We start from the raw sequence: 26298 nt of genomic DNA, 5'->3' as shown, positions 1-26298 counted from the left end.
GCTCCTCAGGCGTGGGCGGTGACGTGCGGGCCATCGGCGTAGCGGCCGGCCGGACGCGGCAGGCCCAGACGCTCGCGCAGGGACGGGGTGAGAGCGGGCAGGTGCGGCAGGGCGGCGGCCAGCGCCAGCGGGCGCAGCACCACACCGTCTGCCGCGCAGTCGCTTTCGATGCCGCGCAGCAGGTCGCGGAGTTCGGCGGTGGTGCCGATGTGGAACACCGTCGGCGGGGCCGGGGTGGCGATCCAGTCCTCCAGCTGGGCGACGTCGGCGGCGGCCGCGTCCACGGTGTCCGCCAGCTGGATGTCGATATCGAGCAGCACCCGGACCCGGTTGGGATCGCGCCCGGCGGCGGCGACCGCGGAGCGCAGTTCGGCGCGGGTGGCGGCGGCGGTCGCGAGATCCGGTGCGGCAATGCGGATCAGGTCGGCGCGGTGCACGGCCACCCGGGTGCTGTGCGGATCGGCCGCGCGAACCACCACCGGCGGCTGCCCCTGCGGCGGACGCGGGGTGATGGATGGGCCCTTCACCGAGAAGTGCTCACCGGCGAAGTCGATGTAGTGCAGTTTGTCGCGGTCGATGAAGCGGCCGGTGGACGTATCGCGGATCTCGGCGTCGTCCTCCCAGCTGTCCCACAGCCGCGACACCACCTCGACGGCCTCGTCCGCCTCCCGCCAGCGGGAGCGGTCGTCCTGCTCCGGCTTGCGGCCGAACAGGGCCGCCTCCCCCGCCGACACCGTGACCTCCCAGCCCGCCCGGCCCTTCGTGGCGAAGTCCAGGCTGGCAATGGCTTTGGACAGGTGGAAAGGCTCGGTGTGGGTGACCGACGCCTGCGGGATCAGGCCGATGCGCCGGGTCTGCGCGGCGGCGCGCGCGGCCACCGCCACGGCGTCCAGGCGGCCGACCGCCCCCGCCGGTTGCAGGGTGAATCCGTCGGGCAGGAATGCGAGATCGAGGCCCGCGTCCTCGGCGGCCCGCAGCACGCCCACCCAGTAGCGGGCATCGAAGAGGTCCTCGGCGCGGGAGTCTGCGCGCCGCCAGGAGGCCGGGTGCACGCCGGTGCCGGACAGTTCCAGGCCCAGCAGCAGCGGAGTGGGATGCGGCATCAGGCTGTCCTTTCGAGCGGAAGGGGGACCTCGGGCGGGGTCGCCCGGGGGACGGCCGCGAGCAGCTCGCGGGTGTAGTCGGTCTGCGGATTGCCGAAAAGCTCGGCCGTGGTGGCGGTTTCGACCACACACCCCTGGCGCATGACGGCCACGCGGTCGGCCAGGCGGCGGACCACAGCGAGGTCATGGGAGATGAACAGGTAGGCCAGGTCCAGGTCGGTCTGCAGCCGTTCGAGCAGATCCAGGATCTGGGCCTGCACCGAGACGTCCAGGGCCGACACCGGTTCGTCGAGGACGAGCAGGTCCGGACGCAGGGCCAGCGCACGGGCGATGGCGACGCGCTGCCGCTGGCCGCCGGAGAGCTCGGCGGGGCGGCGATCCAGGTAGGTGCCCGGCAGCGCGACCTGGTCCAGGAGTTCGGCGGCCGTCGCGCGCCGGGACCGGTGATCGCCGATCCCGAACGCCTGCAAGGGTTCCGACACGATCGTGCCGAGGCTCAGCTTGGGATTCAGCGACACGTACGGGTTCTGATAGACGACCTGAACGCGGCGGCGCAGCGCACGCAGCCCGGCCCCTTTCAGCGCGGTGACGTCCTGCCCGTCGAAGGTGACGGTGCCCGCGTCCGGTGCGGCCAGCCGGGCGATGATGCGGGCGGTGGTGGACTTGCCCGAACCGGATTCGCCGACCACGGCCAGGGTTTCGCCGCGATTGATCTCCAAGGAGACGTCGTCGACCGCGGTGACCGTGAAATCCCTGGTGACACGGAAGGATTTGCGCAGCCCGGTCGCCGACACCAGCGGCGTCGCGGGCTCGCGGACGGGTCGCGGATGCTGATCCCGGTCGAGGGTGGGGGCGGCGGCGATCAACCGCTTCGTGTACTCGTGCTGTGGATTGCCCAGTACCTCTGCCGCCGTGCCCGTTTCGACGATCAGTCCGTTCTGCATGACCGCGATGCGGTCCGCGCGTTCGGCGGCCACCGCCAGGTCATGGGTGATGAGCAGGACCGCCGTACCGGCTTCCGCGGTGCGCTGCGCGAGGTGATCGAGGATGCGGCGCTGCACGGTGACGTCGAGAGCGCTGGTCGGCTCGTCGGCGATCACCAGTTCGGGGCCACAGGCCAGGGCGATGCCGATCAGTACGCGCTGGCGCTGGCCGCCGGACAGGTCCTGGGGATATTGCCCGGCCCGCACCTCCGGCCGATCCAGTCCGGCCTGCTCCAGAATCCGCACCGCCTCGAGCCGGGCGGTGCGGCGATCCGCCCGGCCGTGAATGCGCAGCACCTCCCCCACCTGATCGCCGATGCGCAGCACCGGATTCAGCGAGGTGCCCGGGTCCTGCGGGATCAGGCCGATGCGCGCACCCCGGATCCGTTGCAGCGCCCGCTGCGAGGCGTGCTCGAGGCGCTCCCCGGCGAAACCGATCGCACCCGCCGTGATCCGTCCGCCGTTCAGCAGCCCGATCACCGCGTGCGCGAGAGTCGACTTGCCCGAACCGGATTCGCCCACCAGCGCGACCGTCTCACCGCGCCGCACCTCCAGCGAGACGCCGCGCACGGCAGCCGTCGTCCCGGTACTGCCCCGGTATTCGACCTGCAGCCCCTCGATACTCAACAGCAGATCGGTCATCGGACACCGTCCTTCTGCAGTGCCCGGGCAATGCGCTGGGTGGACAGCACCAGCACGACGATGACGAGGCCGGGCATGGTCGTCAGCCACCAGGCGGTGGCCAGGAACCCACGGCCGTCGGACACCAACGATCCCCATTCCGGCGTCGGCGGCACCGCGCCGTAGCCGAGGAAGCTCAGCGAGGCCACGAACAGCACCGCGACCCCGAAGTCCACCGCCGCCAGCGCCGCCACCGGACCGTAGGCATTGCGCAGCACATGACGGAACAGCACCGTGTGCCACCGCACCCCGGAGGCGAAGGCCGCCTCCACATACGGGGCCCGCCGCACCCGGAGCACCTCGCCCCGCATCACCCGCGCGAACCGGGCGATGAGCGAAACACCCACGGCGATGGCCACATTGCGGGTGCCCAGCCCCAGCACGGTGATCATGGCAAGCGCGACCAGCAGATCCGGTATGGACAGCAACACGTCGACCACCCGCATGATCGCGGTGTCCACCGCGCCGCCCGCCGTGCCCGCCACCAACCCCAGTAGCGAGCCCGCGACCAGCCCGAGCAGCACCGCGAACACGGTCGCGCTCACCGAGAGACCGGTTCCGTGCACCACGCGTGCGTACAGGTCCCGGCCGAGATTGTCGGTCCCGAACCAGTGCCCCGCGCTGGGCCCGCGCAGCTTCTGCGCCGGCACGCCATGCAGGGGATCGCTCCCGGCGAAAACCGCCGGGGCGACCGCCCATGCCAGCACCAAGAGCACCACGGCACTCGCCGCGAACAGTCCGAGTTTTCCGCGCACCCACGCGGCAGGTGCCGGCCACGGCACCAGATCCTCACGCATCGGACGCCTCCTCTTCTCCGAGCCAGTAGGCGATGCCGGGATCGAGGAGCGGGTGGGTCAGGGTGATGACTCGCAGCCGGGCGCGCGGGCCGGAGGGGACGCGCAGGTTCCGGATCAGGTGAGCGGGCAGAAGGTCAGACATGGGCGCGCTCCTTGCGGGTATCCCGGTGCGCCACACGGGGATCCAAGAGTGGATAGGCGAGATCGATGAGGAGGTTGACCGTGACGAAGACCAGGGCGGCGAACACGACGATGCCCTGCACCACCGGAATGTCCTGGTTCAGCACCGATTCCTGGGTGAGGCGGCCCAGTCCCGGCCGGGAGAACACGGTCTCGGTGACGACCGAGCCCGCCAGCACCTGGCCGACCCACAGGCCCGCCACCGTGAACGCGGGGGTCGCGGCGGGCCGCAGCACGTGACGCAGCTGCACCCACCAGCGCGACGCGCCCTTGGCGAAGGCGACCGCCACGAACGGCTGCCGCCAGGTGGCGACCAGGCTGCTGTAGAGCACCTGGGCGATCACCGCGCCCACCGGAATGGCCAGGGTGACGGCGGGCAGAATGGTGCCGCTGAATCCGGTCCCGCCGATCGCCGGCACCAGCCGCAGCCGGAACGAGAACAGCTGCAGCAGAAGCAATCCCACCCAGAACCCGGGCATGGACGCCCCGATCGGCGGTAGTGCGGTGAGCAGACCACGTAGCCATGGCCGCCCGGTGTAGGCGGCGGCCAGGGCGAGCCCGATGCCGCCCAGCAGCGCCAGCAGCAGGCCGAGCCCGGCCAGCGCCAGCGTCGGGGGCAGCGCCTCGGCCAGTGCGCCGGTGACGGTCTGGCCGCTGAAGATCGAATGACCGAGATCGCCGCGCACCGCGTGGGTGAGAGCGGTCCAGTACTGCGTCCAGAGCGGCTGGTCCAGGCCGTATCTGGCCCGCATTTCGGCGACGGCCGCCGCGTCCACCGGGGTGCCGGTGGCGGCGTTGGCGGCCATGTCCACCGGATCTCCCGGCAGCAGATAGAGCACCACGAACGACAGCGTGAATGCCGCCCACAGCACGCCCACCGCCTGAAGTACCCGTCCGATCACGTAGCGGCCCATGGGATTACCGCCGCAGCCAGGTGTCGTGGAACTGCAACCGGGCCGACGCCTCGAACTTCACCCCGGCCACGCCCTTGCCCACGCCGATGGCCTGGGACAGTTCGATGGTCGGAATCCACAGGCCCTGATCCAGCACCGCGGACTGGGCGTCGCCGATGATGCGGACCCGCGCGGCCGGGTCGGTGGCCGACAGCTGCTGGGCGAGCAGGGAGTCCAGCGGCTCGGCCGGGCCGCGGGCGTTCAGGTTGCGCTGGTCCACCGCGAAGGTGGTGCGCAGGATGTCGCCGTCGGCACGGGTGGAGTTGTAGTAGTCGAAGTCGAAGTCCTTGTTGTTCTGGCGCACATTCGATTCCGCCACCGACAGCGGCTCCAGGCGGAGATCGAATCCGACCGCCTTCAACTGCTGCTGGGTCAGTTCGAGGATGGCCTGATTACCCGCGAAGACCGGGGCGAAGATGACGCCTGCGGCCAGCCGCTGCCCGTCCTTGACCCGGATCCCGTCCGCGCCGGGAACCCATCCGGCCTGGTCGAGGAGCTTCTTCGCCGCGTCCGGGTCGTACTTCACGCGGGATGAAAGATCCACATAGCCCGGCGTTTTCGAGGCGAGCACGCTGGTGGCCGTCTTGAACTGCGGGCCCAGCACGGTGTCCACCAGTTCCTTGCGGTTGATGGCGGGCAACAGCGCGGCCCGCACCGCCGGGTCCCGCAGCGGTCCGCGGGTGACATTCACCTGGAGCCCGAACGGCACGCCCGGATTGGGAGTGAACTGCACCCGGCCGCCACCCGCCTCGATCTGCGAAACATCCTGCGGCAGTGCGTCACTGATGGCGTCGAGCTGACCGGAGGCGAGACTGCCGGTGCGGACCCCGGACTCCGGGACCACGGTGAACACGATCTTGTCCAGGTACGCCTCACCCTGGCTTGCGAAGACCGCAGAGCCCCAGGCGTATCCGGCGCGCTTGGCCAGCGTGGCCGAGGCGTTCTGCTTCCATTCCGCGTAGGTGAACGGGCCGCTGCCGATATTCGCGCCCAGGCAGCGGTCGTCGGCGGGCTTGGCGACCGTGGCATCGGACTGGATCCCCAGCTGCGGCGTCGACGTCGCCTGCAGGAACTGGGCATTCGGCGCTGCGAAGTCCACCCGCACCGTGCGCGGATCCACCACCGTGCTGCCGGTGTATCCGGCCAGGTAGCTCGCGGCCAGCGGCGCCTTGGCCCCGCCGAGGGCGACGATCGAATCGAAGTTCTTGCGCACCGAGTCCGCGGTGAGCGGGGTGCCGTCGCTGAAGGTGATCCCGTCTCTCAGATGGAAGGTGAACGACCTGGCGTCCGCCGAGACGGTCCAGGTGTCCGCCAGCCACGGCTTCAGCGCGCCGGATTCCGGGTCCTGATCGACCAGCGAGTCGACGATCTGCCGAGTCACGTAGATGGTCTGATTCGTCGCCGACTGCGCGGGATCCGAGCAGGTCGGGGCCAGCGACAGACCGTAGCGCAGGGTGCCGCCCGGCTCCGGCGGGCCCGACGGCTCGCCATTGCCACCGGCGTCACCGCCGCCACCGCACGCGGTCAGCGCGAGGGTGGCGGCGAGCGCGCCCGCGAGCGCGAGGGGACGGGTCGCGCGGGCGGCGAGGGGGTGATTCATGCGGGGTCTCCGGACAGGTAGCGATCGCCGCCCAGCGGGCGGCTCGGAATGCGTTGGCGCAGTTCGGATGCGACCTCGGCCTGGAACAGCTCGAGGCTCTCGCGATGCTGGGCCTCGGTGCGGCCGTCGGCGTCGGCGCTCAGATGGATCACCTCGTGGCCGAACCGCTCGTGATAGCGGCTCACTTTGTCCAGCACCTGTTCCGGGCTGCCGATGAGCGCCGAGGAGCGTTCGACGAAGTCCTCCACCGTCTCGAAGACGATGGGTACGCCGAACTTCCGGGCCACGGCCTGACGGGCCTCGAAGACCGGCCGATACAGGTCAACGGCCTGCTGCGAGGTCCGGGTCACCAGAAAGCCCGCCGTACCCGCACCCACCAGCGCCTCGGCCGGATCGTGCCCGTAGGCCGCCCAGCGTTCCCGGTAGTGGTCCACCAGTTCGGCGTACGGCTCGATCGGATAAGTGACATTCGCCGAGAACAGCGGATCCCCGTGGAGCGCCGCGTAATCCGCGGATTCCCGGCTGGTCGCGCTGCCGTGCCAGATGCGCAGCCGCGGCTGCAGCGGCCGGGGCAGCGCCTTGGCCTCGGTGAGCGCCGGCCGGAAGCGGCCGGACCAGGTGACGCTGTCGCTGTCCCAGAGCTTGCGGAACAGCTCGTAGCCCTCGCGGTTGCGATCCCACTGATCATCGGTGGTGACGTGGAACAGCTTGGCCTGCGCCGCGCCATTGCCCTTGCCGATGATCAGTTCCAGGCGGCCGTCGGAGAGGTTGTCCAGGGTGGAGTAGTCCTCGAACGCGCGCACCGGATCCAGCAGGCTCAGCGTGGTGACACCGGTGAACAAGGCCAGGCGCGAGGTGACCGCGGCGATATGGCTCAGCACCACCGGCGGGGCGGCGGAGATGAACGGATCCTCGTGCCGCTCCCCCACCGCGAAGCCGTCGTACCCGAGATCCTCGGCCAGCCGGGCGCTGTCGACCACGCGGCGCAACCGCTGGCGGGGCGTCTCGGCAGTGCCGGTCACCGGGTCCGGGGTGTGCGTGATCAGGGTCAGGAGCAGGAATTTCATGCCGGGACCGCCTCGGTGTCGCCGGAGCACCGGCCGGCGGCGACGTACTTCTCGAACGGGTGCACGTGCCCGACCTCCTTCACGATGTCGCGCGGCAGCGCGGTGTAGCCCGCGGCCGTGTACAGCGCCACGGCCTCCGGCTGACGCGGACCGGTGGTCAGGTAGATGCGCCGGTAACCGCGCCGGGTGATCTCGGCCTCCAACTGCTCGAGCACGAACCGGCCCAGCCCCCGGCGGCGGTGTGCGCTCGACGTCCAGATCCGTTTCAGCTCCGCGGTTTCCGCGTCGAAGCGCTGGAAGGCGCCGCCCGCCACCGGTTCGCCGTCCTCCACCACGATCAGCAGATCGCCGTGCGGCGGCGCGAAATGGCCGGCCGAATAGCCGGTCAGATCCGCGTGTACCTCACCCGGGGTGCGGCCGTAACGGCTGCTGTATTCGATGGCCAGCTCCGCCAGCAGCGGCGCGGCCAGCGGATCGTGCTGTGCGACGTGGAATACGGTGCGCGACACGCTCATCCCTTCTTCTTGGGTAGTCCGGGCGGGTTGATCCGCGACTGCTGCACGGCCTCGTTACCGAGGCCCCAGCGGTCGAGGACCTGTTCGTAGGTCCCGTGGTCGATGGCGTACTGGATGGCCTGCTGCACGGGGCCGATGAGCCCGTTGTCCTTGCGGGTGAGTGCCGCGATCTCGGCCTGCAGTGCGTCTCCCGCGCCGGACCAGGTGGTGAGCACCTTGTTGCCGGTCGTCGCGGAGTGATACTGCGCCGCCGGGTTGGGGCCCACATAGCCGTCGATCCGGCCGGAGGACAGCGCCAGGTAGTAGTCCGAGGATTGCTGGTAGTAGGCGAGTTCCAGTTCGGGCAGCCCCTCGGCCACGTTCCGGTCGTTCCAGGCGACCAGCAGCTGCTCCTGATTGGTGCCGGAGCCGACGCCGATCTTCTTGCCCGCCAGCGACTTCCGATCCTGATAGGTCCAGGTCGAATCCTTCGGCACCTCCAGGGCGATATTGTCCTTGCGGTAGGTGGCGAAGTCGTACTTCTCCTTGCGCTCCTCGGTGACCGTGACATTGCTGACGAACAGGTCGACCTCGCCCGAGTCGATCTTCACGAAGTTCTGTGACCAGTCCCCGTTCCGGCGCTCCAGCTTCAGGCCGAGAATGTCGGCGATCAGCGCGGCGACATCCACCTCGGAACCGATGACGGTGCGATCATCGGTGGCGTAGAAGCCGAGCGGCGGCGTCGCGCCGACAGTGCCGGTGACCACCAGCGTGCCGCGGTCGCGAATGGCCTGCGGGACCTGCGCGGCAATCGAATCCACCTTGCCGGCGTGAATGCGCCCCTTCTGCTCCGGTGACAGGTCATAGGTAAGGCCGTTCACGCTGCGCGTGTCACTGGTGCCGCCGTCACCCTTGCCACAGCCGCCCACCAGCAGACTCAGCAGCGTGACGGCGATCAGGACTCTGGTCCGTCTGCGACGGCTCGCCAGGGACATGGGTTTTCCTTACCTAGTGGGAACACGTCAGAGGACGTGCGCGAGAAAGGCTTTGGTGCGCGGGTGCGACGGGTTGTCCAGCACCTGCGCGGGCGGACCCTGCTCGACGATGCGGCCGGCGTCCATCAGCACCACGGTGTCGGCGACCTCGCGAGCGAAACCGACCTCGTGGGTGACGATCACCAGGGTCGAACCACCGCGCGCCAGATCTTTGATGACATCGAGGACTTCATTGACCAGCTCGGGATCCAGCGCGGAGGTGGGCTCGTCGAACAGCACCACCTCCGGCCGCAGGGCCAGCGCCCGCGCGATGGCCACGCGCTGCTGCTGCCCACCCGACAACCGGCTCGGATACTCGTCCGCCTTGTCCGCCAGGCCGACCCGCGCCAGCAGTTCGAGCGCCTCGGCGTTCACCTCGGCCTTGGAGCGGCGCTGCGCGGCCACCGGCGCGAGCGCCACATTCTCCCGAACCGTCAGGTGCGGAAAGAGATTGAAGTTCTGGAACACGAATCCGATGCGCGCCCGCTGCCGCAGAATCTCGCGTTCGTGCAGCTCGTGCAGCTTGCCGCCCTTGCGCCGGTAGCCGACCAGCTCGCCGCCGACCCGCACGGTGCCACCGTCCACCTGCTCGAGGTGGTTGATCGTGCGCAGCAGCGTCGACTTGCCCGAACCCGACGGGCCCAGGATCACCGTCACCTCGCCGGGGCGCACCGCCAAGTCGATGCCCGAGAGCACTTCATTGCGGCCGAAGGACTTTCGGATGCCGCGCAATTCGATCGCGAACTCGGTCATCGCCGATCACCGGCCTTCGAACGACGGCCCTTCGAGAAGTGCCGCTCGATAGAGAACTGAATGACGCTCAGCACGGTGGTCAGCAGGATGTACCAGACCGTGGCCACCATGAGCAGCGGCACCACCCGGCCATTGCGGCCGTAGATGACCTGCACCTGATAGAACAGCTCGGCAATCGCCATGGTCGACACGATCGAGGTGCCCTTGAAAAGGCTGATCACCTCGTTGGCGGCATTCGGCAGAATTCCGCGCATCGCCTGGGGCGCCACGATCGTGAAGAACTGCCGCCGCCACGGCAGGCCCAGCGACCGGGCCGCCTCCCACTGGCCCTCGTCGACCGAGATGATCCCGGCCCGGATGATCTCCGCCGAATACGCGGCCTGATGCAGCGCCAAACCGATGACGGCCGCGGTGAATCCGCTGATCACGCCATTGGTCTGGAATCGCGCGAACTCCGGCCCGAACGGAATGCCCAGCGACAGCGTCTTGTACAGGTAGGCCAGATTGAACCAGAACAGCAACTGCACGATCAGCGGGATCGACCGGAAGGCCCAGACATAGGTCCACGAGATCGCCTGCAGCACCGGGTTCTTCGACAGCCGGCCCACCGCCAGCCAGACACCGAGGAAGAATCCCAGCAGCGTGCCCCAGAAGGTCAGCTCCAGCGTCACCTTCAGCGCCGACAACACCGACTTCGCGGTGACATACTGCGCGAAGGTTTCCCAGTCCCAGCCCGGATTGGTGATCAGCCCATGTGCGAACTGCGCGACCAGCACCAGCGCGATCGCCGCGGTGACCCAGCGCCACGGGTGCCGGGCGCGGACGACCGGTAGATCCCCGTCGTGGTGTTCGGCTTCGGGCTCCGTCTGCGTGGGCGCCGCCAGCGTACTCATGGATTCGTCCTCCATCGGTCCCGGCGGAAGCACCCGCACCACGTGCGCGGGGGTTGCTGCGATGTCTGCGAGCCGGGTCTCTCGATCGCTCTGGATGGTGTAGACGACACTACGAATTCCGACGGCGTATGTCGCCGGTCCCGATCAACGTGAATTCAATTGCATGACAGTCGTTTTCCGGAATTCCGGTGGAAACGGGGAAATCAGCCCGCGGCCTCGTCGCGCTCGGGGGCCGGGTCGTAGAGGGCGCGGAAACCGCTGCGGTGGAAGACCAGCGGCTCGGAATCGGGGTGCGTGCCGAGCCGGTGCACCCGCAGCAATACCACCGCGTGATCACCGGCCGGAACCTGTTCGTGCACCGAGGTTTCCAGCCATGCCGTGGCCCCGGCGACGAACGCCGCGTTCCCGTTCCCGGGGTGCAGGTCGACATTGCGGAAGCGGTCTCCCCGCCGCGAGCTCAGCCCGCGCGCCGCCGGCTCCTGCTCGCTGCTGAGCAGGCTCAGACCCAAACGGCTCGCCTGCTCCAGCCGCGGCCAGGTCTCCGACGAATACTGAATGCAGATCGACACCAGCGGCGGGTCCAGGGAGACCGGCACGAAGGTGCTCGCCACCAGGCCGTACGGTGTCCCGCCGATCCGTGCGCACACGGCCACCACCCCGCTGGGAAAGTGCGAAAATGTCCGCCGCAGATCGGTCCCGTCGACCGGAGTGAGCGCGGCAGCCGCGCTGTGAATCGAGGTCAGCTCGCCCATTGCCCCACTTCAGCACCGCCGTACGCGCCACGACAGGATTGCGTTCACCTCGATTGCAAGTCGGCGGCGGCGGTCCCGTTGCGGGACAATGCGAAACCCCCGCCCGGCCGGCGCCGGACGGGGGTCGGGGATGCTTGCGATGGTTACTTCGGCGCCTCGATGTGCGGCTGGTTGATGGTGACGAAGTAGTTGTAGGCGGCGGCGATGGCGATCGGTGCGGTCACGAACAGCTGACCGGCGATGGTGCCCAGGAAGCCGACGGTGGCCGCGCCCAGAACGCAGCCGCCGAGCGGGCCGAGGCCGAACAGGGTGGCCAGGGCGCCGGTGGCGACCAGACCCACACCGATACCGGCGATGCAGCCGACGGCCGCGCCGCCGAGACCGCCGACCAGCGTGCCGATGGTGGCGCCGGTGGAGATGGTGTCCTTCAGGCGGTTGAAGGCGGCCTGCTCACGGTCGTAGTCCGACTTCCACGGAGCCTGGTCCTCGTAGGGCAGGTTGATCGGCTTGTAGACCGCGTGATTCGTGTCGTACTGCGGGGTCAGGGTCGCGGTGTGATCCGCGATCTCCGCGGCGATCGGGAACTCGAAGTCGTCGACCCGGAAGTTCAGCGGCAGGCCGGCCAGCACGGTGCCATTGGCGGCCTTGATCTTGAAAGTGCCGTCCTCGACCACCATCGAGCCACCATCGGTGTGGATGATGGTGTTGGTGTCGGAAGTCGTTGCCGCGTAATCGATCACGCCATTGTCGGCAGCCGGGGCCGCATTGACGGTGCCGGCGGTGACGCCCATGGCGGCGATCACCAGCGCCGCGGTCGCGGCGAAATTCTTGAAGCGCATTTCCCTTTGTTTCCTCATCAGACAGCCCGCAGGTGTGGACCGAATGATCGAAACGGGCCGACCCGAACGAGATATGGATCCGGGGTGCTGACGCGATGAACAGTTGAAATGGGAAACCCGCCCGGCCATACGGCCGAGCGGGCTGTCCCGATGAGGTATCAGCTGATGCCTATAGAGCCCCTCGCTCCTATAGAACCGCGCTCTTACTTGGCCGGAGCCGGAGCGGTGATGTGCGGCTGGTTGATGGTGGTGAAGTACTGGATCGCGGCGGCGATGGCGACCGGCGCGGTGATGAACAGCTGACCGGCGATGGTGCCCAGGAAGCCGATGGTCGAAGCGCCGACGAGGCAGCCGATGAGCGGGCCCGCGCCGAACAGAGCGGCCAGCGGAGCCGATGCCAGGCCGGCGACGCCGAAGCCCAGGACACAGCCGACGGCCGCGGCACCCAGACCACCGACCAGGGTGGCGACGGTCGCACCCATCGCGATGGTGTCCTTCATGCGGTTCCAGGCGGCCTGCTCACGGTCGTAGTCCGACTTCCAGGGAGCCTGGTCCTCGTACGGCAGGGCGACGTCCTTGACGTTGGCCGGCGTGTAGACCGCGTGGTCCATGTCGTACTGCGGGGTCAGGGTCGCGGTGTGGTCCGAGATCTCCGCGGCGATCGGGAAGGTGAAGTCGTCCACCTGGACCTTCAGCGGCATACCGGCGACGATGTTGCCGTTGGCGGCCTTGATCAGGAAGTTGCCGTTCTCGACGACCATCGAGCCACCATCGGTGCGGATGATGGTGTTGGTCTCGGAGTTGGTGGCGGTGTAGTTGATCGCGGCGTTGTCAGCGGCGGGGGCCGCGTTCACGGTGCCGGCGGTGACGCCCAGGGCGGCGACCACGAGCGCGGACACCGCGGCGAAATTCTTGAGACGCATGTGTATTCGGGATTCCTTTGAGATGAGCGGATGCGCCCCAGGGCAACAAGGTCAGGTGTAGCCCTGGGACGCTGTGATGGAAACCGGCCTTTTCAAACACAACGTGGCACGTCGGTTCCTTGCCGGTGAACCTTTGCCCATCGGTTGCCGAAATTGCCTACTTAGGGGCGGTAAACGGCTGATTGATAGTCGTGAAGTATTGCACCGCAGCGGCAATCGCCACCGGAGCCGTGATGAACAACTGACCGCCGATGGTACCCAGGAAGCCGACGGTGGCCGCACCCACCACGCAGCCCGCGAGCGGACCCGCGCCGAAGAGCGTGGCCAGCGCACCGGTGGCTACCAGGCCGACGCCGATGCCCGCGATGCAGCCCAGCGCCGCGCCGCCGAGGCCGCCGACCAGGGTGCCCACGGTCGCGCCCAGGCTGATGGTGTCGCGCAGGCGGTTCCAGGCGGCCTGCTCACGGTCGTACTGGGTCTTCCAGGGGGCCTGGTCCTCGTAGGGCAGCGCCACCGGCTTGTAGACGGCGTGGTCCGCGTCGAGCTGCGGTGTCAGGGTGGCCGTACGGTCGCTGACCTGCGCCGCGATCGGGAACTCGAATTCGTCGACGCGGAATTTCAATTCCGTGCCCGCGACGGTGGTTCCATTGGCGGCCTTGATCTTCAGCGCGCCGTCCTCGACCACGATCGAACCGGCGTCGGTCCGGATGACCGTGCCGGCATCGGTGGTCTGGGCCGTGTAGTTGATCGCGCCGTCGTCGGCCTTGGCCGGACCGGCATAGGCGGTTCCGGCGGTCACGCCGGTCGCCGCGATCGTCAATGCCGCGATTCCGGCGAATTTCCTCATCTTCATGCTGGTACTGCTTCCCACTGCCGCGAACTGAACTGTCGGCGGCAAGCATTAAGCAACCTCCCAGGTTTCTGGAGGTTAAAAACCAGCTTGATTCGATCCGGGCGAATCGGACATCGGTTACTTCGCCCTGGCGGCGGCCTTCGCCTGTTTCTTGAATTCCCGCACCTGAGTGAGGGATTCGGCATCGGTGACATCGGCGACCGAGCGGCGGGAACCGTCCTCGCCGTACGCGCCCGCGGCCTCGCGCCAGCCGTTGGCGGTCAGCCCGCGCTGTTTACCCAGGAGCGCCAGGAAGATCCGCGCCTTCTGATCGCCGAAACCCGGCAGCTTCTTCAGCCGCTTCAGGATTTCCTTGCCGTCCGGATCACCCTCGGTCCAGAGCGCCGCGGTCGTGCCGTCGTAGTTCTCCACGATGAATCGAGCCAGCTCCTGGACGCGCCGGCCCATGGAACGGCCATAGCGGTGGATGGCCGGCGGGGTCGCGGCCAGCTCCTCGAATTCCTCGGGATCGGCGGCGGCGATCTTGTGGATATCGAACCCGCCCATGCGGTCGGCGAGTTTCCACGGGCCGCGGAATGCGTGCTCCATCGGAAACTGCTGATCCAGCATCATTCCGACCAACAGGGCGAAATCATCGGTCGAAAGCAGCTCGTCGGCATCGGATTCCTGCGCAATACACAGCGTGCGGCTCACCATGCATCGATCATCCCATTCATCCCAGGTCGCGGTGACGCGGGTCACGCTGTGCCTGCAGAAGGACTAGGCTGCGGCCATGCCCGACACCATGGCTAATTCTTCAGTGCGAGCCGCGGCGCACCCTGCCGCTGGGTCCGGACTGCGACCGGACCGTTTCGACCGCGATGGACAAGACCAGCTCGTCGACGTTCACGATCTACAGGCAGCGCTGCCGGGCATCCGGAGCCTGCGCACCTGGGCCCACGAGGCCCTGGCCACCCGGCCCGGCGAGAGCGCCGTCGACATCGGGTCCGGCTCCGGGTCGGAGGTGCTGACCTTCGCCGACCTGGTCGGCCCCACCGGCACCGCGCTCGGCGTCGAACCCGACCCGCACCTGCGCAGCGCCGCCGAACGCCGCGCCGCCCAGGCCGGATCCGCCGCCAAATTCGTCAGCGGTGACGCCTACGGTCTGCCCGTCGGCAGCGAGAGCTTCGACGTGGCGCTGTGCGAGCGCGTCTTCCAGCACCTCACCGCACCCGCCCGGGCCGCCGGGGAGATCGCCCGGGTGCTGCGCCCCGGCGGGCGCGTGGTGGTCATGGACAGCGACTGGGGCACGGCCATCGTGCATCCGGGCGACCGGCACGTGGTGCACGAGGTCATCGAGACCATGATCGCGGGCACCACCAATCCCTACGCGGGCCGCCGGCTGGCGGGTCAGCTCACCAAAGCCGGGCTGGTCGTCGACGACATCGGCTCGCACGCGCTGGTGCAGGACGGCCGCGTCGGTGCGGGCGCGCTCCTCGCCCGGGTGGCGGACCGGGCCGTCGCGCGCAGCGCCATTACCGAGCGCCAGCGCGACCAGCTGCTCGCCGACCTGGAGGCCGGCGCCGCCAGCGGCGACATCCACCTGTCGGTGACCATCTTCGCGGTGCTGGCCCACAAGCCGCACTGACCGGAAACACGAGCGGCGCGCACCGTTTCGGGGTGCGCGCCGCTTGTTTCGTTGTGCGCCTCAGAGATTCATGAGCTTCTCGGACGCGGCCAGCAGCACGCAGGTGGCCAGGCCGTCCATCGCCTGCTCCAGCTCACCCTCGGACGGGAAGCTGGGCGCGATGCGAATGTTCTTGTCCTCCGGGTCCTTTCCGTACGGGTAGGACGATCCGGCGGGGGTCAGCGCGATGCCCGCGTCCTTGGCCAGCGCCACCACCTTGCTCGCGGTGCCCTCCAGCACGTCCAGGCTGATGAAGTAGCCGCCCTTGGGCTCGGTCCAGGACGCCACCTTCGAGGGGCCCAGCCGATCCTCCAGAATCCGCAGCACCAGTTTGAATTTCGGCTCCAGGATGGCGCGGTGCTTCTGCATGTGCTCCCGCACGCCCTCGGCGTCCCCGAAGAACCGCAGGTGCCGCAGCTGGTTCACCTTGTCCGGGCCGATGGTCTTCTTGCCCAGGTGCTTCAGGTACCACTCCAGGTTGGCGGTCGACGAGCCGAAAAAGCTCACGCCCGCACCCGCGAAGGTGATCTTCGAGGTGGAGGCCAGCACGAACGGGCGGTTCGGGTGCCCCGCCGCCGCGGCCAGGCCCAGCACGTCCAGCACCGGCTCCGCGGTATCGGTGAGCGGGTGCACCGCATAGGCGTTGTCCCAGAACAGGCGGAAGTCCGGCGCGGCCGTCGGCATCGAAACCAGTTCGCGGGTAACGGCTTCGGAGAAGGTGACGCCGGTTGGGTTGGAGTAGTTCGGCACCGCCCACAGACCCTTGATGCTGGGGTCGGACGCCACCAGCTCCGCGATCAGGTGGGTGTCCGGGCCGTCACCCTTCATCGGGATCGGGATCATCTCGAAGCCCAGCGACTCGGTGATGGCGAAGTGCCGGTCGTACCCCGGCACCGGGCACAGGAACTTGAGCACCGGCTCGTCGGCCCAGCGGCGCACCGAATCGGCGGTGCCGTGCAGCATCGAGAACACCAGCAGGTCGTGCATGATCTCCAGGCTGGCGTTGTTGCCGGCGAGCAGATTCGACACCGGAATGCCGAGCAGCTCACCGAAGATGGCGCGCAGCTCCGGCAGGCCGTGCAGGCCACCGTAATTGCGCACATCGGTGCCGTTGGCGTCGCGGTAGTCGGCGGTGCCCGGCAGCTCGAGGAGTTCCTGCGAGAGGTCCAGCTGCTCGGGCGAGGGCTTTCCCCTCGTAATGTCCAGCGTCAGCTTCTCGGTCTTGAGCTTCGCGTAGTTCGCGGTCTGCGTCTCGTGTTCCGTCACGAGTTCCGCATGGCTCATCAAACCGAATTGCGTCTGCCGAGGCATCTGACAGCCTTTCCAATGGCGTGGGATGTTTGTCCAGGGTTACGCGCACCGCGAACCCAACCGACCACGTTACTAGGCGGCCGCCCCGATTCGGCAGGGATATATACAGTTCCACCGCCACCCGATCGGGCCCCGAAAATGAAAGGGGACCCAGCGCACCCGGCAGAGCCCGTTGACCCTTGCTGCCTTCCGGCCCTGGGGGAGTTCACAGGATGCGCGCCGCGCTGGATCCGTCGGCCAGTGTAGCGGCTCACCGCGCCCCGTGCGCCACCGGGTCGATACGATGCCTGCGATAAGCGGGGTCACCCGCGAAATTCCGGAGGGGAAAGACGAGATGACGACTTCCGATCCAGGATCGGGTGGGCCGCACGACCCGGCGAAAGCCCAGGAAACCGCGCAGTGGTGGGCCACCCCGCCCAGCGGAACCGACGCCGGCCAACCGGTCCAGGGCACGGACCCGACCATGCTGAACTACAACGCCGGCGGCATCCCGCCATACACGCCGCCCGCCCAGCCGCTTTCGACCGGCCAGCCCTCCGGCGGCTACCCGGCGGTGCCGGGTGGATTCCCGCAGCAGGCGATGTCCGGGGGATTCCCGCAGCAGGCGGTGCCGGGCGGTTACCCGCAGCAGCCGGCCTCCGGGGGCTATGCGCAGCAACCGATGTCCGGCGGCTTCCCCCAGCAGCAGTATGCCCCGCCGCCTCCGACCCCGCCGATCGCCCCCGCCTACGGCTACCAGGCGCAGCCGCCCCGCTCGGGCGGCAACAAGACCGGCTGGATCGTCGGCGGTGTCATCGGCCTGGTAGTGATCGTCGGCGTCATCATCGGCGCGGTCGCCCTCTCCGGCGGCGACGGCCCCTCGCCGCTGAGCGACGACAAGAAGAAGAACGCCGGCAAGTACACGATGGACGGTGTCACCAACGGCTGCAGCGTGATCGACACCTCGGTGCTCAGCAAGTGGGTGCCCACCTCCAAGGGCACCCCCGAGCACTCCGAGACCAAGCCCACCGACTACTCGGGCGGGCGCTTCGAGTGCCGCGCCGGCAACGAAGAGGCCAGCAAGACCGACAAGTACACCACCAACACCGCCGACCTCACCCTCGACGTGTCCTTCCTGAGCGGCGCGTCGACGGCCTACAACAAGCCCGAATACGACACCTGGAAGACGTCCGACACCGGCACCACCGGCAGCGGCCGCACCGCCGGCGACGTGAACGGCATCGGCGAGGCGGGCTACTGGTCGGCCAAGGTCGACGACTGGACCTACTGGACCACCACCGACTACACGGTCGCGGTCAAGGACGACAACGCCTCCGTCAAGGTCAACATCCGCCTGCGCATGGCCAAGGGCCAGGACGTCAGCAAGGACGAGATCGCCCAGGTCTGCAAGGACCAGGCCCAGAAAGCCCTCAACAATCTGAAGAAGAAGTAGCCGCCGACCACGGCATTTGCTTCCACCAGGGGGGCACCCGGTATATTGCTCGGCGGAGGATTCGCCTAGTGGCCTATGGCGCTCGCCTGGAACGCGGGTTGGGTTAACAGCCCTCAGGGGTTCAAATCCCCTATCCTCCGCTTCGAAGGCCCCGGCCGGACCCAGTCCGGCCGGGGCCTTCCGCATTTCCACCGACCCGCAGCCGGTCGGACCGCAGTCTCGGACTCGCGCAATGCGCACGCAACCTCGTCGCGCGCGGACCGAGAAGGCGAGCAGGCCCTCGAAGTCATGAACCCGATGAGTCAGATGCGTCACGCCCAGTTCCGGCTGCCAGGCGCGCTTCCTCTCGAATCACAGTTGCCGCAGCAGGAGCACGCGACGCCTCTACCGAGAGCATCGGAGCCCCTGGGGTTTTCGAGATGGAATCCAAATCGAGACCCATGATCTTGGTTGCGGTGCGACGCCAGGTCCGGCAGCCGGCCGTCGAGACGAGAGCGGGTTGTGGAACGTGTGAGACATCCGGCGCGGACTCGGGCGGTTGCGCCGGTTCGGATTCCGCCCGGCTCCGGCCGGTGTCCTAGTGCTGATCGTGCCCACATCAGCGCTGTTCAGTGCGGGCACAATGACTTTCGTGGTGTCGGTGGTGGCACGGTCCTCCCCGGAGCACACCGGTGGGGATCACGCGATGGGCTTTGGTCAAGTTGCAGTTGGGTTCTCGTCAGGGCACGACGAGATGACCGACCAAAACGGATGATTGGCACGAAACACCTATTGGTTGGGTACTTGCGTTGGCCTGATTGGTGCGGTCAGGCGTGATGTGTTGCAGCCCTTGGGATTCGAGTTAATTGACGGCTAACTGCCGAGAGCATGATTGTGCGCGTCCGCGCAGCACCGAATCTGAAACTGGCGCGGTGCACAATCCGGGGACCGGCCGCACAGTACCCTCGCCGCCATGATGGAGATCACATCCGCGAGATCCACAGATGGCGACGTGCAAGCGCCCGCGCTGCACAGGGCGGGGGACGTCATGGGACGACTGAGTTCGTTCAGACCTCGGTTGGCGCATGCTTCGCTAATTGTCGCGGGCGTAGTAGCAGTCAAGTCATTTCAAATGTCTTTCGCCGCCCTGCACCAACTCTCGATACGCAATCTGGTACCGCCCGACCTGGCCTCGAATGTGCCGATCGCCATCGACGGCCTCGTAGTCGGTTCGATCATCGCCACCGCATCGTTCCGGCAATGGAGCGTGGGCTGGTGGTATTCGACCGTGTTGTTCGTTCTTTCGACCATGCTCTCGATCGCCGGGAATATCCAGTACGCCCACGAGATCGGTGGCGGCGTCGTGGCCATGTTCATCTACGCCGGCATGCCGCTGACCATGCTGTTCGCGGTGCACCTCACGTTGATGCTCTGGCAACGCGGCAAGCAGGTCGCGGCCGAGCTGGCAGCCGAGCTCGAGGCCACCGGGCTTGGCGCCGCCGAGCTTGGCGCCGCCGAGCTTGGCGCCACCGAGCTCGAGCCCGACCTCGAGGCCGCCGAGCTCGAAGCCGACCTCGAAGCCACCGAGCTCGAGGCCGAGTCGTTCACCTCACCGGATCTGGAGCACTCCGCGGAACCCTTTGCAGCGCGTCAGCCCAGGCTCTACCCGCTTGAATCCATCGGGCCCGGGTATTCCCGAGAGCAGACCGCAGGCATCGGCGCACAGCACAGGTCAGCTGCGTCTGACGCCGGCGAACGACCCCAGGTCTCGATGACCGCCGTGCAAATGTAATGGCGGATGCAGCTCGATCGACCCCTCAGTCACCTCTGAAACCCTCTCTGGAGCGAAAGATGGCGATGACCATGTGGCAGGACCAAGGAGTAGATCAGTTCCGGGAAATCGCGAGCCGGCTGGCTTCGATCATCCAGAACAGCCTGGATCGATCGGGTGCGATGACACAGTTCACCGACGCAGTCGGCAACGTCGAAGCATTCACCGATCTGATGATCGAATACTCCGGTCGGTGGTTCAGTGAGACGGGCGGACGCTCGACACTGATGGGGCCGGAACTGTTCTGGATGTTGTCCGAGCCCGGACCGCGGCGCGGCCCAGTCGTCAGCATGCGCAGCCAGGAATCCGGTGTCGAATCCGAAGTCAATTCCGGGCATCGCGCCCGAAAATTGTTGTTGATCTGCGTTTTCGAAGCACTCGCACATAGTCAATGGGGCGTCCCCGAGGGTGTCTCGGAGCATCCGCTGGTCAACGGTATGGTCTGATCCGCTGTTGAACTCGGCGATCCATTCGCTTGATCGAAAGCATCAGAGGTGATCCGGGCAAACAAGCAGCATTTGCTGGGCCCGCAAGGCTCCGGCCGGACTCGGTCCGACCGGAGCCTTCCGCATATCCGGCCCCGCAACATATCCAGCCCCGGTCAGCCCGTGGCGCCGGATTCCCGCAATGCGCAGGTGATCTCGTCGATCGCCGAATCCAACAGGGCGCTGTAGCGGTCCACGTCGGGGATTACCGCGGGATCGGCGTGGATGGAGACGGTGACCGTGTCACCGAGGCCGTGGATGCCGTGAGTCAGGTGCATGACCGTGCCGAGTGCTGGAAAGCCGGCCGTGAATCGGGCTGCACCGCCGCCGAATCGGAGGTCGGCCGGACCGCGGTCGACGCTGGAGACGACGGTATGACCCGAAACTCGTTCGGGGAGCACATCTATCGGGGCATGCATCACGTCATGGTGCAGCAGCGGGGCGGGGAGGACGGCGGTCACCGAATCCTGCGCGTCCTGGAGCGGATGTGCGGCGCGAGTGCGGCGCGCGGCGAGGTCGGCGGCGATGCGGTCGGCGCGGGTGCGCGGCTGGGGTGCGGCGACGGCCAGATCCACCGACAGGTCGCGGTAACCGTTGCGGCCGCCTGCCGCGGTGGCGATCGCCATGGGGACCTGGGCACGCAGGTCGGCGACCGCGGCGCCGCGCTCCGAGAGATAGGTCTCCAACGCGATGGAAATGGCGGTGAGCGCCACCACCGTTACCGAGTGGTCCGGTACCCGCAGCCGATTCTTGTCGCACACCAGCATGCGCACGATATGCGCGGCAGGCGGTGCGCCGGTGCCGTTCAGGGCCGTCGGTTCGGTATCAGGTGCGGGTGGCGGCAGCTCGCCGGCGGCCGTGAGCTCGGCCAGCCGGCGCTGGGCCCGGGCGGCGGCCAGACCTCGAACGACGGTGCGCGCCATGCCGATCGGGATGCCGGGCAGCGCAACAGTAGCGACGAGGGCGCTTGTCACGGCATCACGAATGCTGCGCGGGAGGAACCGATCGACGAGTCGGCTCGAGGGAACCCCGGAGGCAGATGCCGGAAATTCACTGCTGCTGAACAACGCTCGCGCGATGGTGGCGGCGCGACGGCCGTCGGCCAGGGCGTGGGATAGCTGGAGCACCACTACCAAGGCGGACTCACCGGTAGCGAATCCGGGGACGTCCCGGACATTTCGGAACACATGCAGCCGCCAGGGCCGGTGGTTCGCATTCAGGCCCGCGCCGAGCAGATCGCCTACGGCGGCGGTGACATTCACCCACGTGGCGTCGCGGAGGCGATGGTCGACAAACTGCTCGTTCGCGAATTCGCAAGTCGCCCAAATCGGATACGCAATATTTGCAGGAGTATCCAGCACACGTATCAGCAAATCCGGAATGCGGACCACCCGGCTCGCGACGGCCGCCCGCAGCTCGCCGGCCTCGCGTCCGGTGTCGGCGAAGCAGTAGAGCAGGAACAGGTCGTTGCGGGTACGCGCGGACAGCCAGTACATGGTGGCGTCCCGGGCGGCCAGGGATTTCACCCGATGACCATAACGAAACCCCGTACGGCGCAGTGGCTCCGGGTGCTACCGTTTGTAGTAGAAGCCTTACCATTCTCCCGGGGGCGGGGTGACCGCGATGGCAACCACCAGCAGGCTCGCCGGTCGACTTGCGCAACAAGCCGATGGCATGGACGAGCGCTACCAAGGCGCCGCATTCCTCAAAAGATCGATCAACAAGGTATTTCCGACACACTGGTCGTTCCTGCTCGGTGAAATAGCGCTGTACAGCTTCATCATTCTGCTGCTGTCCGGCGTCTATTTGACCTTGTATTTCGACCCGTCCATGCAGGACGTCACCTACAACGGCGCCTATCAGCCGCTGCGCGGGGTCACCATGTCGCGCGCCTACGAGAGCGCGCTGAACATCTCCTTCGACGTCCGCGGCGGACTCTTCGTCCGGCAGGTGCACCATTGGGCCGCACTGCTGTTCACCGCGGCCATGATCATCCACATGTGCCGGGTCTTCTTCACCGGCGCCTTCCGCAAGCCCCGCGAGGCCAACTGGGTGATCGGCGCACTGCTGTTCATCATGGCCATGTTCGAGGGCTTCTTCGGCTACTCGCTGCCCGACGACCTGCTCTCCGGCACCGGGCTGCGCGCCGCCTTCGCCGGAATCACCCTGGGCAGCCCGGTGATCGGCACCTGGCTGCACTGGCTCATGTTCGGCGGGGACTTCCCCGGCAGCATCATCATCCCGCGCCTCTACATCGCGCACGTGCTGCTGCTGCCCGGAATCATGCTGGCGCTCATCGGAATTCACATCGCGCTGGTCTGGTACCAGAAGCACACCCAGTACCCCGGCCCGGGCCGCACCGAGAAGAACGTCATCGGCACCCGCATCGTGCCGGTCTTCTCGCTGGACCAGGGCGCGTACTTCGCCTTCACCCTCGGCGTGCTGGCGCTCATGGGCGGGCTGCTGCAGATCAATCCGATCTGGAACCTGGGGCCCTACAACCCCTCTCAGGTCTCCGCCGGCACCCAGCCCGACTTCTACATGATGTGGACCGACGGCTTCCTGCGCCTGTTCCCGGCCTGGGAGGCCTATCTTTTCGGGCACACTGTCCCGGGCGCGTTCTCGGTGGCGCTGTTCATGCCGCTCATCTTCACGCTGATCATCACCTACCCGTGGATCGAGAAGCGGCTCACCGGCGATCGGGCCCGGCACAACCTGCTGCAGCGGCCGCGCGACGTGCCGGTGCGCACCGCTATCGGGGCCATGTCGCTGAGCTTCTACCTGATCCTCACCCTGGCCTGCGTCAACGACATCATCGCCTTCAAGTTCGACATCTCGCTCAATGCCACCACCTGGGCCTTCCGCATCGCGCTGCTGACCGTCCCGCCGCTGGCCTACACCATTGCCTACCAGCTGTGCGTGGGTCTGCAGCGCGCCGACCGCAGCGTGCTCGAGCACGGCATCGAAACCGGTGTGGTGCGGCGACTTCCGCACGGCGAGTACATCGAGGTGCACCAGCCGCTCGGGCCGGTGGACGAGCACGGCCATCCGATTCCCCTGGCGTATCAGGGCGCTCGCGTACCCCGGAAGATGAACGAACTCGGGATCGCCGGCCGCCCCGGCACCGGCGCATTCTTCTGGGCCGATCCGCCCGAGGAGCGTCAACTCAATGCCGCCAACGATCATGCGGCCGAGCACGCACAGCTGACGGTGCTGCGCAAGGTCCAAGACCGCGCCCACTGAAACCGCACCTACAGGTTCGCGGCCGTCTCGATTCTGGACTGCGGCTAGATAGACCTCCGCCTTGGAGCGGGGGAGCGAAGCGGAGGAGCGGAGGAGGGAAGAATCGAGACCTCAGGGCCGCGAACCCGCCCGGAGCGAAGCGGAGGGCAAATTGAACGCAGAGCGAAGCCCCCGAGTCTCCGGGACTCGGGGGCTTCAATTTGTTCCCGGTGGTGCAGCGGTCAGGCCCGCTTGAACTCGCCATCGGAGACGCCCGCCACGAAGGCATCCCATTCGCCGGGGGTGAAGGCCAGGATCGGCCCGCCACCGTGGTCCTTGCTGTCGCGGACCGCGACATTGCCGTCTCCGAGGAAAGCGACCTCCACGCAGTTGCCGTTGGGCCCGCTGTGTTTGCTCTTGCGCCACACGGCGCCGGTGAAATCCACCTTCACAGTACTAGCTCCTTTTCTGCGTCAAGCTTGGAATCTTGCTGGCATCCTTCTTGGCGACCTCGGGATCCATCCTTAATCACGAATCCCAGGTGTGCTTCGGGTCGCACGCAAACGCTCCGTACAACCCGTTCTCTGCACTTCGCGATGGGAATGCACCCCCGATGGCCGTTCCCGCGCTAAACCCTAGCAGGGTTCGTCATAGGGAGATCGCATTCTTTCGTTTTCAACCAGCAAATTTGCAGCAAGGTTAGCCAGCTAATTATTTGCACGGAATTAGCTTTAATTTGAGGCTATTCAATTTCAGAAGTCCGAATTGCGTTACCCAGCCATTCGCGCACCCGCAGGCAAACGCCGCGGGCGCCGCCGGCACCGGCCATGGGGAATCATGGAGGGCATGCCCCAGCCGACCCAGGACGACACAGGACGGGACCGCGACGAGGACGGACGCGCCCGGAATGCCCGACCTCGTGACCGTTTTGGGCGACCCCTCCCATTCGGTAGCGCCGGTGTTCCCCGCATACCCGATGATCTCGACCTCCCGCCCCTCGAAACCCTCGACTACGCCCAGCGCCTGCTCGACGACGGCCTTGCCTTCAACGCCCATGAGGTCCTCGAGGCCGCCTGGAAGAGCGGACCGTTCGCCGAGAAATCGCTGTGGCAGGGCCTCGCGCAATTTGCCGTTGGACTGACCCACATTCAGCGCGGGAATCCGAAGGGCGCGCGCACCCTGCTCGAGCGCGCGGCACACCGGCTCGCCGCATACGGACCCGCGCCCTACGACATCGACACACCCGGCCTTGAGGCCCGCGCGCACGCCTTGCTCACCGCGCTCGACCAGGGAAAACCCATCTCCGACAACGATCTTCGGCCCAGGCTCACAATCCCGCACTGAATTCGCAAGCCCGTTGTCACACCGCACCCGGTGTGTGCTCCCGGAAGAAGGCGAAGGACCAGCGGCGCTGCGAAGTATGCGAACTACCATCGACAACCGTGCCCACCGACCCCGCCACAGCAACAACCGGCCGTCGGGATCCCCACCCCGGCCACGGTCCGACCACGCGCGGCGTGGGCCGCTTCGCGCCCAGCCCGTCCGGCGACCTGCACCTGGGCAACCTCCGCACCGGACTGCTGGCCTGGCTGTTCGCCCGCTCCACCGGCCGCGGATTCCTCATGCGGGTGGAAGACCTGGATCGGGTGAAAAAGGGTGCGGCACAGCGACAGCTGGAGGATCTGGCGGCCATCGGGCTGGACTGGGATCCGCCGGTGGTGTGGCAGTCGCAGCGGCTGCCGCTCTACGCCGCCGCCATCGAGCGCCTGACCGCCGCGGGCCATACCTATGAATGCTTCTGCACCCGCAAGGAGATCCAGCAGGCGGTGACCGCCCCGCACGGCCCGATGGGCGCCTACCCGGGAACCTGCCGCGACCTCACCGAGCGCGAGAAACAGCGCCGGCGCGACGCGGGCCGGCCCGCCGCGCTGCGGCTGCGCGCCGAGGTCAGCGAATTCACCGTCACCGACCGCCTGCTCGGCGAATACCGCGGCGCGGTGGACGATCTGGTGCTGCGGCGCGGCGACGGCACCCCCGCCTACAACCTCGCGGTCGTGGTCGACGACGCCGAGCAGGGCATCGACCAGGTGGTGCGCGGCAACGACCTGCTGCCCTCCACACCACGGCAGGCGTATCTGGCGACCCTGCTCGAGCTGCCCGTGCCCGAATACGCCCATGTCCCCTTGGTACTCAACACTTCCGGGCAACGGCTCGCGAAACGCGACGGCGCCGTCACCCTGCGCGACCGGATGGCCCTCGGCGAATCCCCGCAACACGTGCTGGGACTGCTCGCGGCGTCATTGGGCTACTCGGGCGCAACTACGCCGTCCGCCTTGCTGGCGCAATTCGATCCGGAAAACCTGCCACGCGAACCGTGGACACTCGACCCCGACGGGTTGTTGCAACCCAGTTCGTATCCGTAACGTACGCAATCGACCAGATCCCGAACGAATTCGACGAGGACGGC

General features: G+C 67.6%; 26 protein-coding genes, 1 tRNA gene, 1 other RNA gene and 1 riboswitch. Of the genes, 8 read left to right on the top strand and 20 right to left on the bottom strand.

From position 1 onward, the window contains the following. Nucleotides 1-5: 5 nt before the first annotated feature. The 16 genes from ACFXHE_RS29000 to ACFXHE_RS28925 all read right to left on the bottom strand — a co-directional run bounded on the left by ACFXHE_RS29000 (nt 6) and on the right by ACFXHE_RS28925 (nt 14601). On the bottom strand, nt 6-1103 hold the full coding sequence (locus tag ACFXHE_RS29000) for an LLM class flavin-dependent oxidoreductase (protein ID WP_379387605.1): 1098 nt from the start codon (nt 1101-1103) through the stop codon (nt 6-8). Next, complete coding sequence (locus ACFXHE_RS28995) at nt 1103-2728, bottom strand: dipeptide ABC transporter ATP-binding protein (protein ID WP_379387604.1); 1626 nt, start codon at nt 2726-2728, stop codon at nt 1103-1105. The genes ACFXHE_RS29000 and ACFXHE_RS28995 overlap by 1 nt, the downstream gene beginning before the upstream one ends. Continuing rightward, nucleotides 2725-3564: an ABC transporter permease gene (locus ACFXHE_RS28990; protein ID WP_379387603.1), complete on the bottom strand. Its 840-nt coding sequence runs from the start codon at nt 3562-3564 to the stop codon at nt 2725-2727. Before ACFXHE_RS28990 ends, ACFXHE_RS28995 begins: the two co-directional genes overlap by 4 nt. Continuing rightward, the gene (locus ACFXHE_RS28985) at nt 3557-3706 is read right to left on the bottom strand and encodes a hypothetical protein (RefSeq protein ID WP_379387602.1); all 150 of its coding nucleotides are present in this window, start codon (nt 3704-3706) and stop codon (nt 3557-3559) included. Before ACFXHE_RS28985 ends, ACFXHE_RS28990 begins: the two co-directional genes overlap by 8 nt. Beyond that, the gene (locus ACFXHE_RS28980; RefSeq protein WP_379387601.1) at nt 3699-4658 is read right to left on the bottom strand and encodes an ABC transporter permease; all 960 of its coding nucleotides are present in this window, start codon (nt 4656-4658) and stop codon (nt 3699-3701) included. Before ACFXHE_RS28980 ends, ACFXHE_RS28985 begins: the two co-directional genes overlap by 8 nt. 4 nt (nt 4659-4662) lie before the next feature. After that, a complete protein-coding gene (locus tag ACFXHE_RS28975) occupies nt 4663-6297 on the bottom strand; it encodes an ABC transporter substrate-binding protein (RefSeq protein WP_379387600.1) in 1635 nt (544 codons plus the stop codon). After that, nucleotides 6294-7364: an LLM class flavin-dependent oxidoreductase gene (locus tag ACFXHE_RS28970; RefSeq protein WP_379387599.1), complete on the bottom strand. Its 1071-nt coding sequence runs from the start codon at nt 7362-7364 to the stop codon at nt 6294-6296. Before ACFXHE_RS28970 ends, ACFXHE_RS28975 begins: the two co-directional genes overlap by 4 nt. Further along, entirely contained in the window at nt 7361-7879 is a 519-nt protein-coding gene (locus ACFXHE_RS28965) for a GNAT family N-acetyltransferase (RefSeq protein WP_379387598.1), read from the bottom strand. Before ACFXHE_RS28965 ends, ACFXHE_RS28970 begins: the two co-directional genes overlap by 4 nt. Further along, entirely contained in the window at nt 7876-8853 is a 978-nt protein-coding gene (locus ACFXHE_RS28960) for an ABC transporter substrate-binding protein (RefSeq protein ID WP_379387597.1), read from the bottom strand. The genes ACFXHE_RS28965 and ACFXHE_RS28960 overlap by 4 nt, the downstream gene beginning before the upstream one ends. Nucleotides 8854-8880: 27 nt before the next feature. Then, nucleotides 8881-9645, bottom strand: a complete 765-nt coding sequence (locus ACFXHE_RS28955; protein ID WP_379387596.1) for an amino acid ABC transporter ATP-binding protein — start codon at nt 9643-9645, stop codon at nt 8881-8883. Next, nucleotides 9642-10538 carry an amino acid ABC transporter permease gene (locus ACFXHE_RS28950; protein ID WP_379387595.1) on the bottom strand — a complete coding sequence of 299 codons (897 nt, stop codon included), beginning with the start codon at nt 10536-10538 and terminating at the stop codon, nt 9642-9644. Before ACFXHE_RS28950 ends, ACFXHE_RS28955 begins: the two co-directional genes overlap by 4 nt. 8 nt (nt 10539-10546) lie before the next feature. Further along, a riboswitch (SAM riboswitch) is annotated at nt 10547-10639 on the bottom strand. 102 nt (nt 10640-10741) lie between these two features. Beyond that, nucleotides 10742-11290 (bottom strand): flavin reductase family protein, encoded by a 549-nt coding sequence (locus ACFXHE_RS28945; RefSeq protein WP_379387594.1) that lies wholly within the window; start codon nt 11288-11290, stop codon nt 10742-10744. Between the two features lie 143 nt (nt 11291-11433). Continuing rightward, nucleotides 11434-12129, bottom strand: a complete 696-nt coding sequence (locus ACFXHE_RS28940) for a hypothetical protein (protein WP_379387593.1) — start codon at nt 12127-12129, stop codon at nt 11434-11436. A 203-nt stretch (nt 12130-12332) separates the two neighbouring features. Continuing rightward, nucleotides 12333-13052, bottom strand: a complete 720-nt coding sequence (locus ACFXHE_RS28935; RefSeq protein WP_379387592.1) for a hypothetical protein — start codon at nt 13050-13052, stop codon at nt 12333-12335. 157 nt (nt 13053-13209) lie between these two features. Beyond that, complete coding sequence (locus tag ACFXHE_RS28930; protein ID WP_379387591.1) at nt 13210-13905, bottom strand: hypothetical protein; 696 nt, start codon at nt 13903-13905, stop codon at nt 13210-13212. 117 nt (nt 13906-14022) lie between these two features. Next, on the bottom strand, nt 14023-14601 hold the full coding sequence (locus tag ACFXHE_RS28925) for an HhH-GPD-type base excision DNA repair protein (RefSeq protein ID WP_379387590.1): 579 nt from the start codon (nt 14599-14601) through the stop codon (nt 14023-14025). A gap of 76 nt (nt 14602-14677) precedes the next feature. On the opposite strand from ACFXHE_RS28925, the gene ACFXHE_RS28920 reads away from it, so the two are divergent. After that, nucleotides 14678-15532 (top strand): methyltransferase domain-containing protein, encoded by an 855-nt coding sequence (locus ACFXHE_RS28920; RefSeq protein WP_379387589.1) that lies wholly within the window; start codon nt 14678-14680, stop codon nt 15530-15532. Between the two features lie 60 nt (nt 15533-15592). On the opposite strand, the gene ACFXHE_RS28915 is transcribed toward ACFXHE_RS28920, so the two are convergent. Both ACFXHE_RS28915 and ffs read right to left on the bottom strand, forming a co-directional pair. Continuing rightward, nucleotides 15593-16882: an aminotransferase class I/II-fold pyridoxal phosphate-dependent enzyme gene (locus ACFXHE_RS28915; RefSeq protein ID WP_379387588.1), complete on the bottom strand. Its 1290-nt coding sequence runs from the start codon at nt 16880-16882 to the stop codon at nt 15593-15595. 140 nt (nt 16883-17022) lie between these two features. Next, an RNA gene (gene ffs, locus ACFXHE_RS28910) (signal recognition particle sRNA small type) lies at nt 17023-17117 on the bottom strand. 99 nt (nt 17118-17216) lie between these two features. Between ffs and ACFXHE_RS28905 the strand changes: the two genes are divergently transcribed. The 4 genes from ACFXHE_RS28905 to ACFXHE_RS28890 all read left to right on the top strand — a co-directional run bounded on the left by ACFXHE_RS28905 (nt 17217) and on the right by ACFXHE_RS28890 (nt 20570). Beyond that, entirely contained in the window at nt 17217-18314 is a 1098-nt protein-coding gene (locus ACFXHE_RS28905; RefSeq protein WP_379387587.1) for a hypothetical protein, read from the top strand. A 54-nt stretch (nt 18315-18368) separates the two neighbouring features. Further along, nucleotides 18369-18454 (top strand) — tRNA-Ser (locus ACFXHE_RS28900). A gap of 812 nt (nt 18455-19266) precedes the next feature. After that, nucleotides 19267-20085 carry a DUF2637 domain-containing protein gene (locus ACFXHE_RS28895; protein ID WP_379387586.1) on the top strand — a complete coding sequence of 273 codons (819 nt, stop codon included), beginning with the start codon at nt 19267-19269 and terminating at the stop codon, nt 20083-20085. Between the two features lie 59 nt (nt 20086-20144). Further along, the gene (locus ACFXHE_RS28890) at nt 20145-20570 is read left to right on the top strand and encodes a hypothetical protein (protein ID WP_379387585.1); all 426 of its coding nucleotides are present in this window, start codon (nt 20145-20147) and stop codon (nt 20568-20570) included. 155 nt (nt 20571-20725) lie between these two features. Here the strand turns inward: ACFXHE_RS28890 and ACFXHE_RS28885 are convergent, their stop codons facing one another. Beyond that, a complete protein-coding gene (locus ACFXHE_RS28885) occupies nt 20726-22135 on the bottom strand; it encodes a wax ester/triacylglycerol synthase domain-containing protein (protein WP_379387584.1) in 1410 nt (469 codons plus the stop codon). Between the two features lie 97 nt (nt 22136-22232). On the opposite strand from ACFXHE_RS28885, the gene ACFXHE_RS28880 reads away from it, so the two are divergent. Then, nucleotides 22233-23852, top strand: a complete 1620-nt coding sequence (locus ACFXHE_RS28880) for a cytochrome bc complex cytochrome b subunit (protein WP_379387583.1) — start codon at nt 22233-22235, stop codon at nt 23850-23852. 221 nt (nt 23853-24073) lie between these two features. On the opposite strand, the gene ACFXHE_RS28875 is transcribed toward ACFXHE_RS28880, so the two are convergent. Next, entirely contained in the window at nt 24074-24283 is a 210-nt protein-coding gene (locus ACFXHE_RS28875; protein WP_354838731.1) for a DUF397 domain-containing protein, read from the bottom strand. A 394-nt stretch (nt 24284-24677) separates the two neighbouring features. Here ACFXHE_RS28875 and ACFXHE_RS28870 point away from each other — a divergent pair, with 394 nt between their 5' ends. Both ACFXHE_RS28870 and gluQRS read left to right on the top strand, forming a co-directional pair. Further along, nucleotides 24678-25175: a DUF309 domain-containing protein gene (locus ACFXHE_RS28870; protein WP_379387582.1), complete on the top strand. Its 498-nt coding sequence runs from the start codon at nt 24678-24680 to the stop codon at nt 25173-25175. A 173-nt stretch (nt 25176-25348) separates the two neighbouring features. Then, complete coding sequence (gluQRS, locus tag ACFXHE_RS28865) at nt 25349-26254, top strand: tRNA glutamyl-Q(34) synthetase GluQRS (RefSeq protein WP_379387696.1); 906 nt, start codon at nt 25349-25351, stop codon at nt 26252-26254. Nucleotides 26255-26298 lie beyond the last annotated feature (44 nt).

The organism is Nocardia sp. NPDC059229, from assembly GCF_042754165.1.
In the GTDB taxonomy this organism is placed as follows: Bacteria; Actinomycetota; Actinomycetes; order Mycobacteriales; family Mycobacteriaceae; genus Nocardia.
Note: the sequence above shows the minus strand (reverse complement) of the source record. Positions and strands in the feature narration are given on the sequence as shown.

What these genes read in the sequence shown, in the direction of transcription:
- ACFXHE_RS28870 (WP_379387582.1), top strand. Translation starts at nt 24,678, where the DNA reads ATGCCCCAGCCGACCCAGGACGACACAGGACGGGACCGCGACGAGGAC.
- ACFXHE_RS28985 (WP_379387602.1), bottom strand. Translation starts at nt 3,706, where the DNA reads ATGTCTGACCTTCTGCCCGCTCACCTGATCCGGAACCTGCGCGTCCCC.
- ACFXHE_RS28915 (WP_379387588.1), bottom strand. Translation starts at nt 16,882, where the DNA reads ATGCCTCGGCAGACGCAATTCGGTTTGATGAGCCATGCGGAACTCGTG.
- ACFXHE_RS28890 (WP_379387585.1), top strand. Translation starts at nt 20,145, where the DNA reads ATGGCGATGACCATGTGGCAGGACCAAGGAGTAGATCAGTTCCGGGAA.
- ACFXHE_RS28935 (WP_379387592.1), bottom strand. Translation starts at nt 13,052, where the DNA reads ATGCGTCTCAAGAATTTCGCCGCGGTGTCCGCGCTCGTGGTCGCCGCC.
- ACFXHE_RS28975 (WP_379387600.1), bottom strand. Translation starts at nt 6,297, where the DNA reads ATGAATCACCCCCTCGCCGCCCGCGCGACCCGTCCCCTCGCGCTCGCG.
- ACFXHE_RS29000 (WP_379387605.1), bottom strand. Translation starts at nt 1,103, where the DNA reads ATGCCGCATCCCACTCCGCTGCTGCTGGGCCTGGAACTGTCCGGCACC.
- ACFXHE_RS28880 (WP_379387583.1), top strand. Translation starts at nt 22,233, where the DNA reads ATGGCAACCACCAGCAGGCTCGCCGGTCGACTTGCGCAACAAGCCGAT.
- ACFXHE_RS28920 (WP_379387589.1), top strand. Translation starts at nt 14,678, where the DNA reads ATGCCCGACACCATGGCTAATTCTTCAGTGCGAGCCGCGGCGCACCCT.
- ACFXHE_RS28930 (WP_379387591.1), bottom strand. Translation starts at nt 13,905, where the DNA reads ATGAAGATGAGGAAATTCGCCGGAATCGCGGCATTGACGATCGCGGCG.
- ACFXHE_RS28995 (WP_379387604.1), bottom strand. Translation starts at nt 2,728, where the DNA reads ATGACCGATCTGCTGTTGAGTATCGAGGGGCTGCAGGTCGAATACCGG.
- ACFXHE_RS28905 (WP_379387587.1), top strand. Translation starts at nt 17,217, where the DNA reads ATGACGACTTCCGATCCAGGATCGGGTGGGCCGCACGACCCGGCGAAA.
- ACFXHE_RS28965 (WP_379387598.1), bottom strand. Translation starts at nt 7,879, where the DNA reads ATGAGCGTGTCGCGCACCGTATTCCACGTCGCACAGCACGATCCGCTG.
- ACFXHE_RS28895 (WP_379387586.1), top strand. Translation starts at nt 19,267, where the DNA reads ATGATGGAGATCACATCCGCGAGATCCACAGATGGCGACGTGCAAGCG.
- ACFXHE_RS28940 (WP_379387593.1), bottom strand. Translation starts at nt 12,129, where the DNA reads ATGCGCTTCAAGAATTTCGCCGCGACCGCGGCGCTGGTGATCGCCGCC.
- ACFXHE_RS28925 (WP_379387590.1), bottom strand. Translation starts at nt 14,601, where the DNA reads ATGGTGAGCCGCACGCTGTGTATTGCGCAGGAATCCGATGCCGACGAG.
- ACFXHE_RS28980 (WP_379387601.1), bottom strand. Translation starts at nt 4,658, where the DNA reads ATGGGCCGCTACGTGATCGGACGGGTACTTCAGGCGGTGGGCGTGCTG.
- ACFXHE_RS28970 (WP_379387599.1), bottom strand. Translation starts at nt 7,364, where the DNA reads ATGAAATTCCTGCTCCTGACCCTGATCACGCACACCCCGGACCCGGTG.
- ACFXHE_RS28950 (WP_379387595.1), bottom strand. Translation starts at nt 10,538, where the DNA reads ATGAGTACGCTGGCGGCGCCCACGCAGACGGAGCCCGAAGCCGAACAC.
- ACFXHE_RS28960 (WP_379387597.1), bottom strand. Translation starts at nt 8,853, where the DNA reads ATGTCCCTGGCGAGCCGTCGCAGACGGACCAGAGTCCTGATCGCCGTC.
- ACFXHE_RS28955 (WP_379387596.1), bottom strand. Translation starts at nt 9,645, where the DNA reads ATGACCGAGTTCGCGATCGAATTGCGCGGCATCCGAAAGTCCTTCGGC.
- ACFXHE_RS28945 (WP_379387594.1), bottom strand. Translation starts at nt 11,290, where the DNA reads ATGGGCGAGCTGACCTCGATTCACAGCGCGGCTGCCGCGCTCACTCCG.
- ACFXHE_RS28990 (WP_379387603.1), bottom strand. Translation starts at nt 3,564, where the DNA reads ATGCGTGAGGATCTGGTGCCGTGGCCGGCACCTGCCGCGTGGGTGCGC.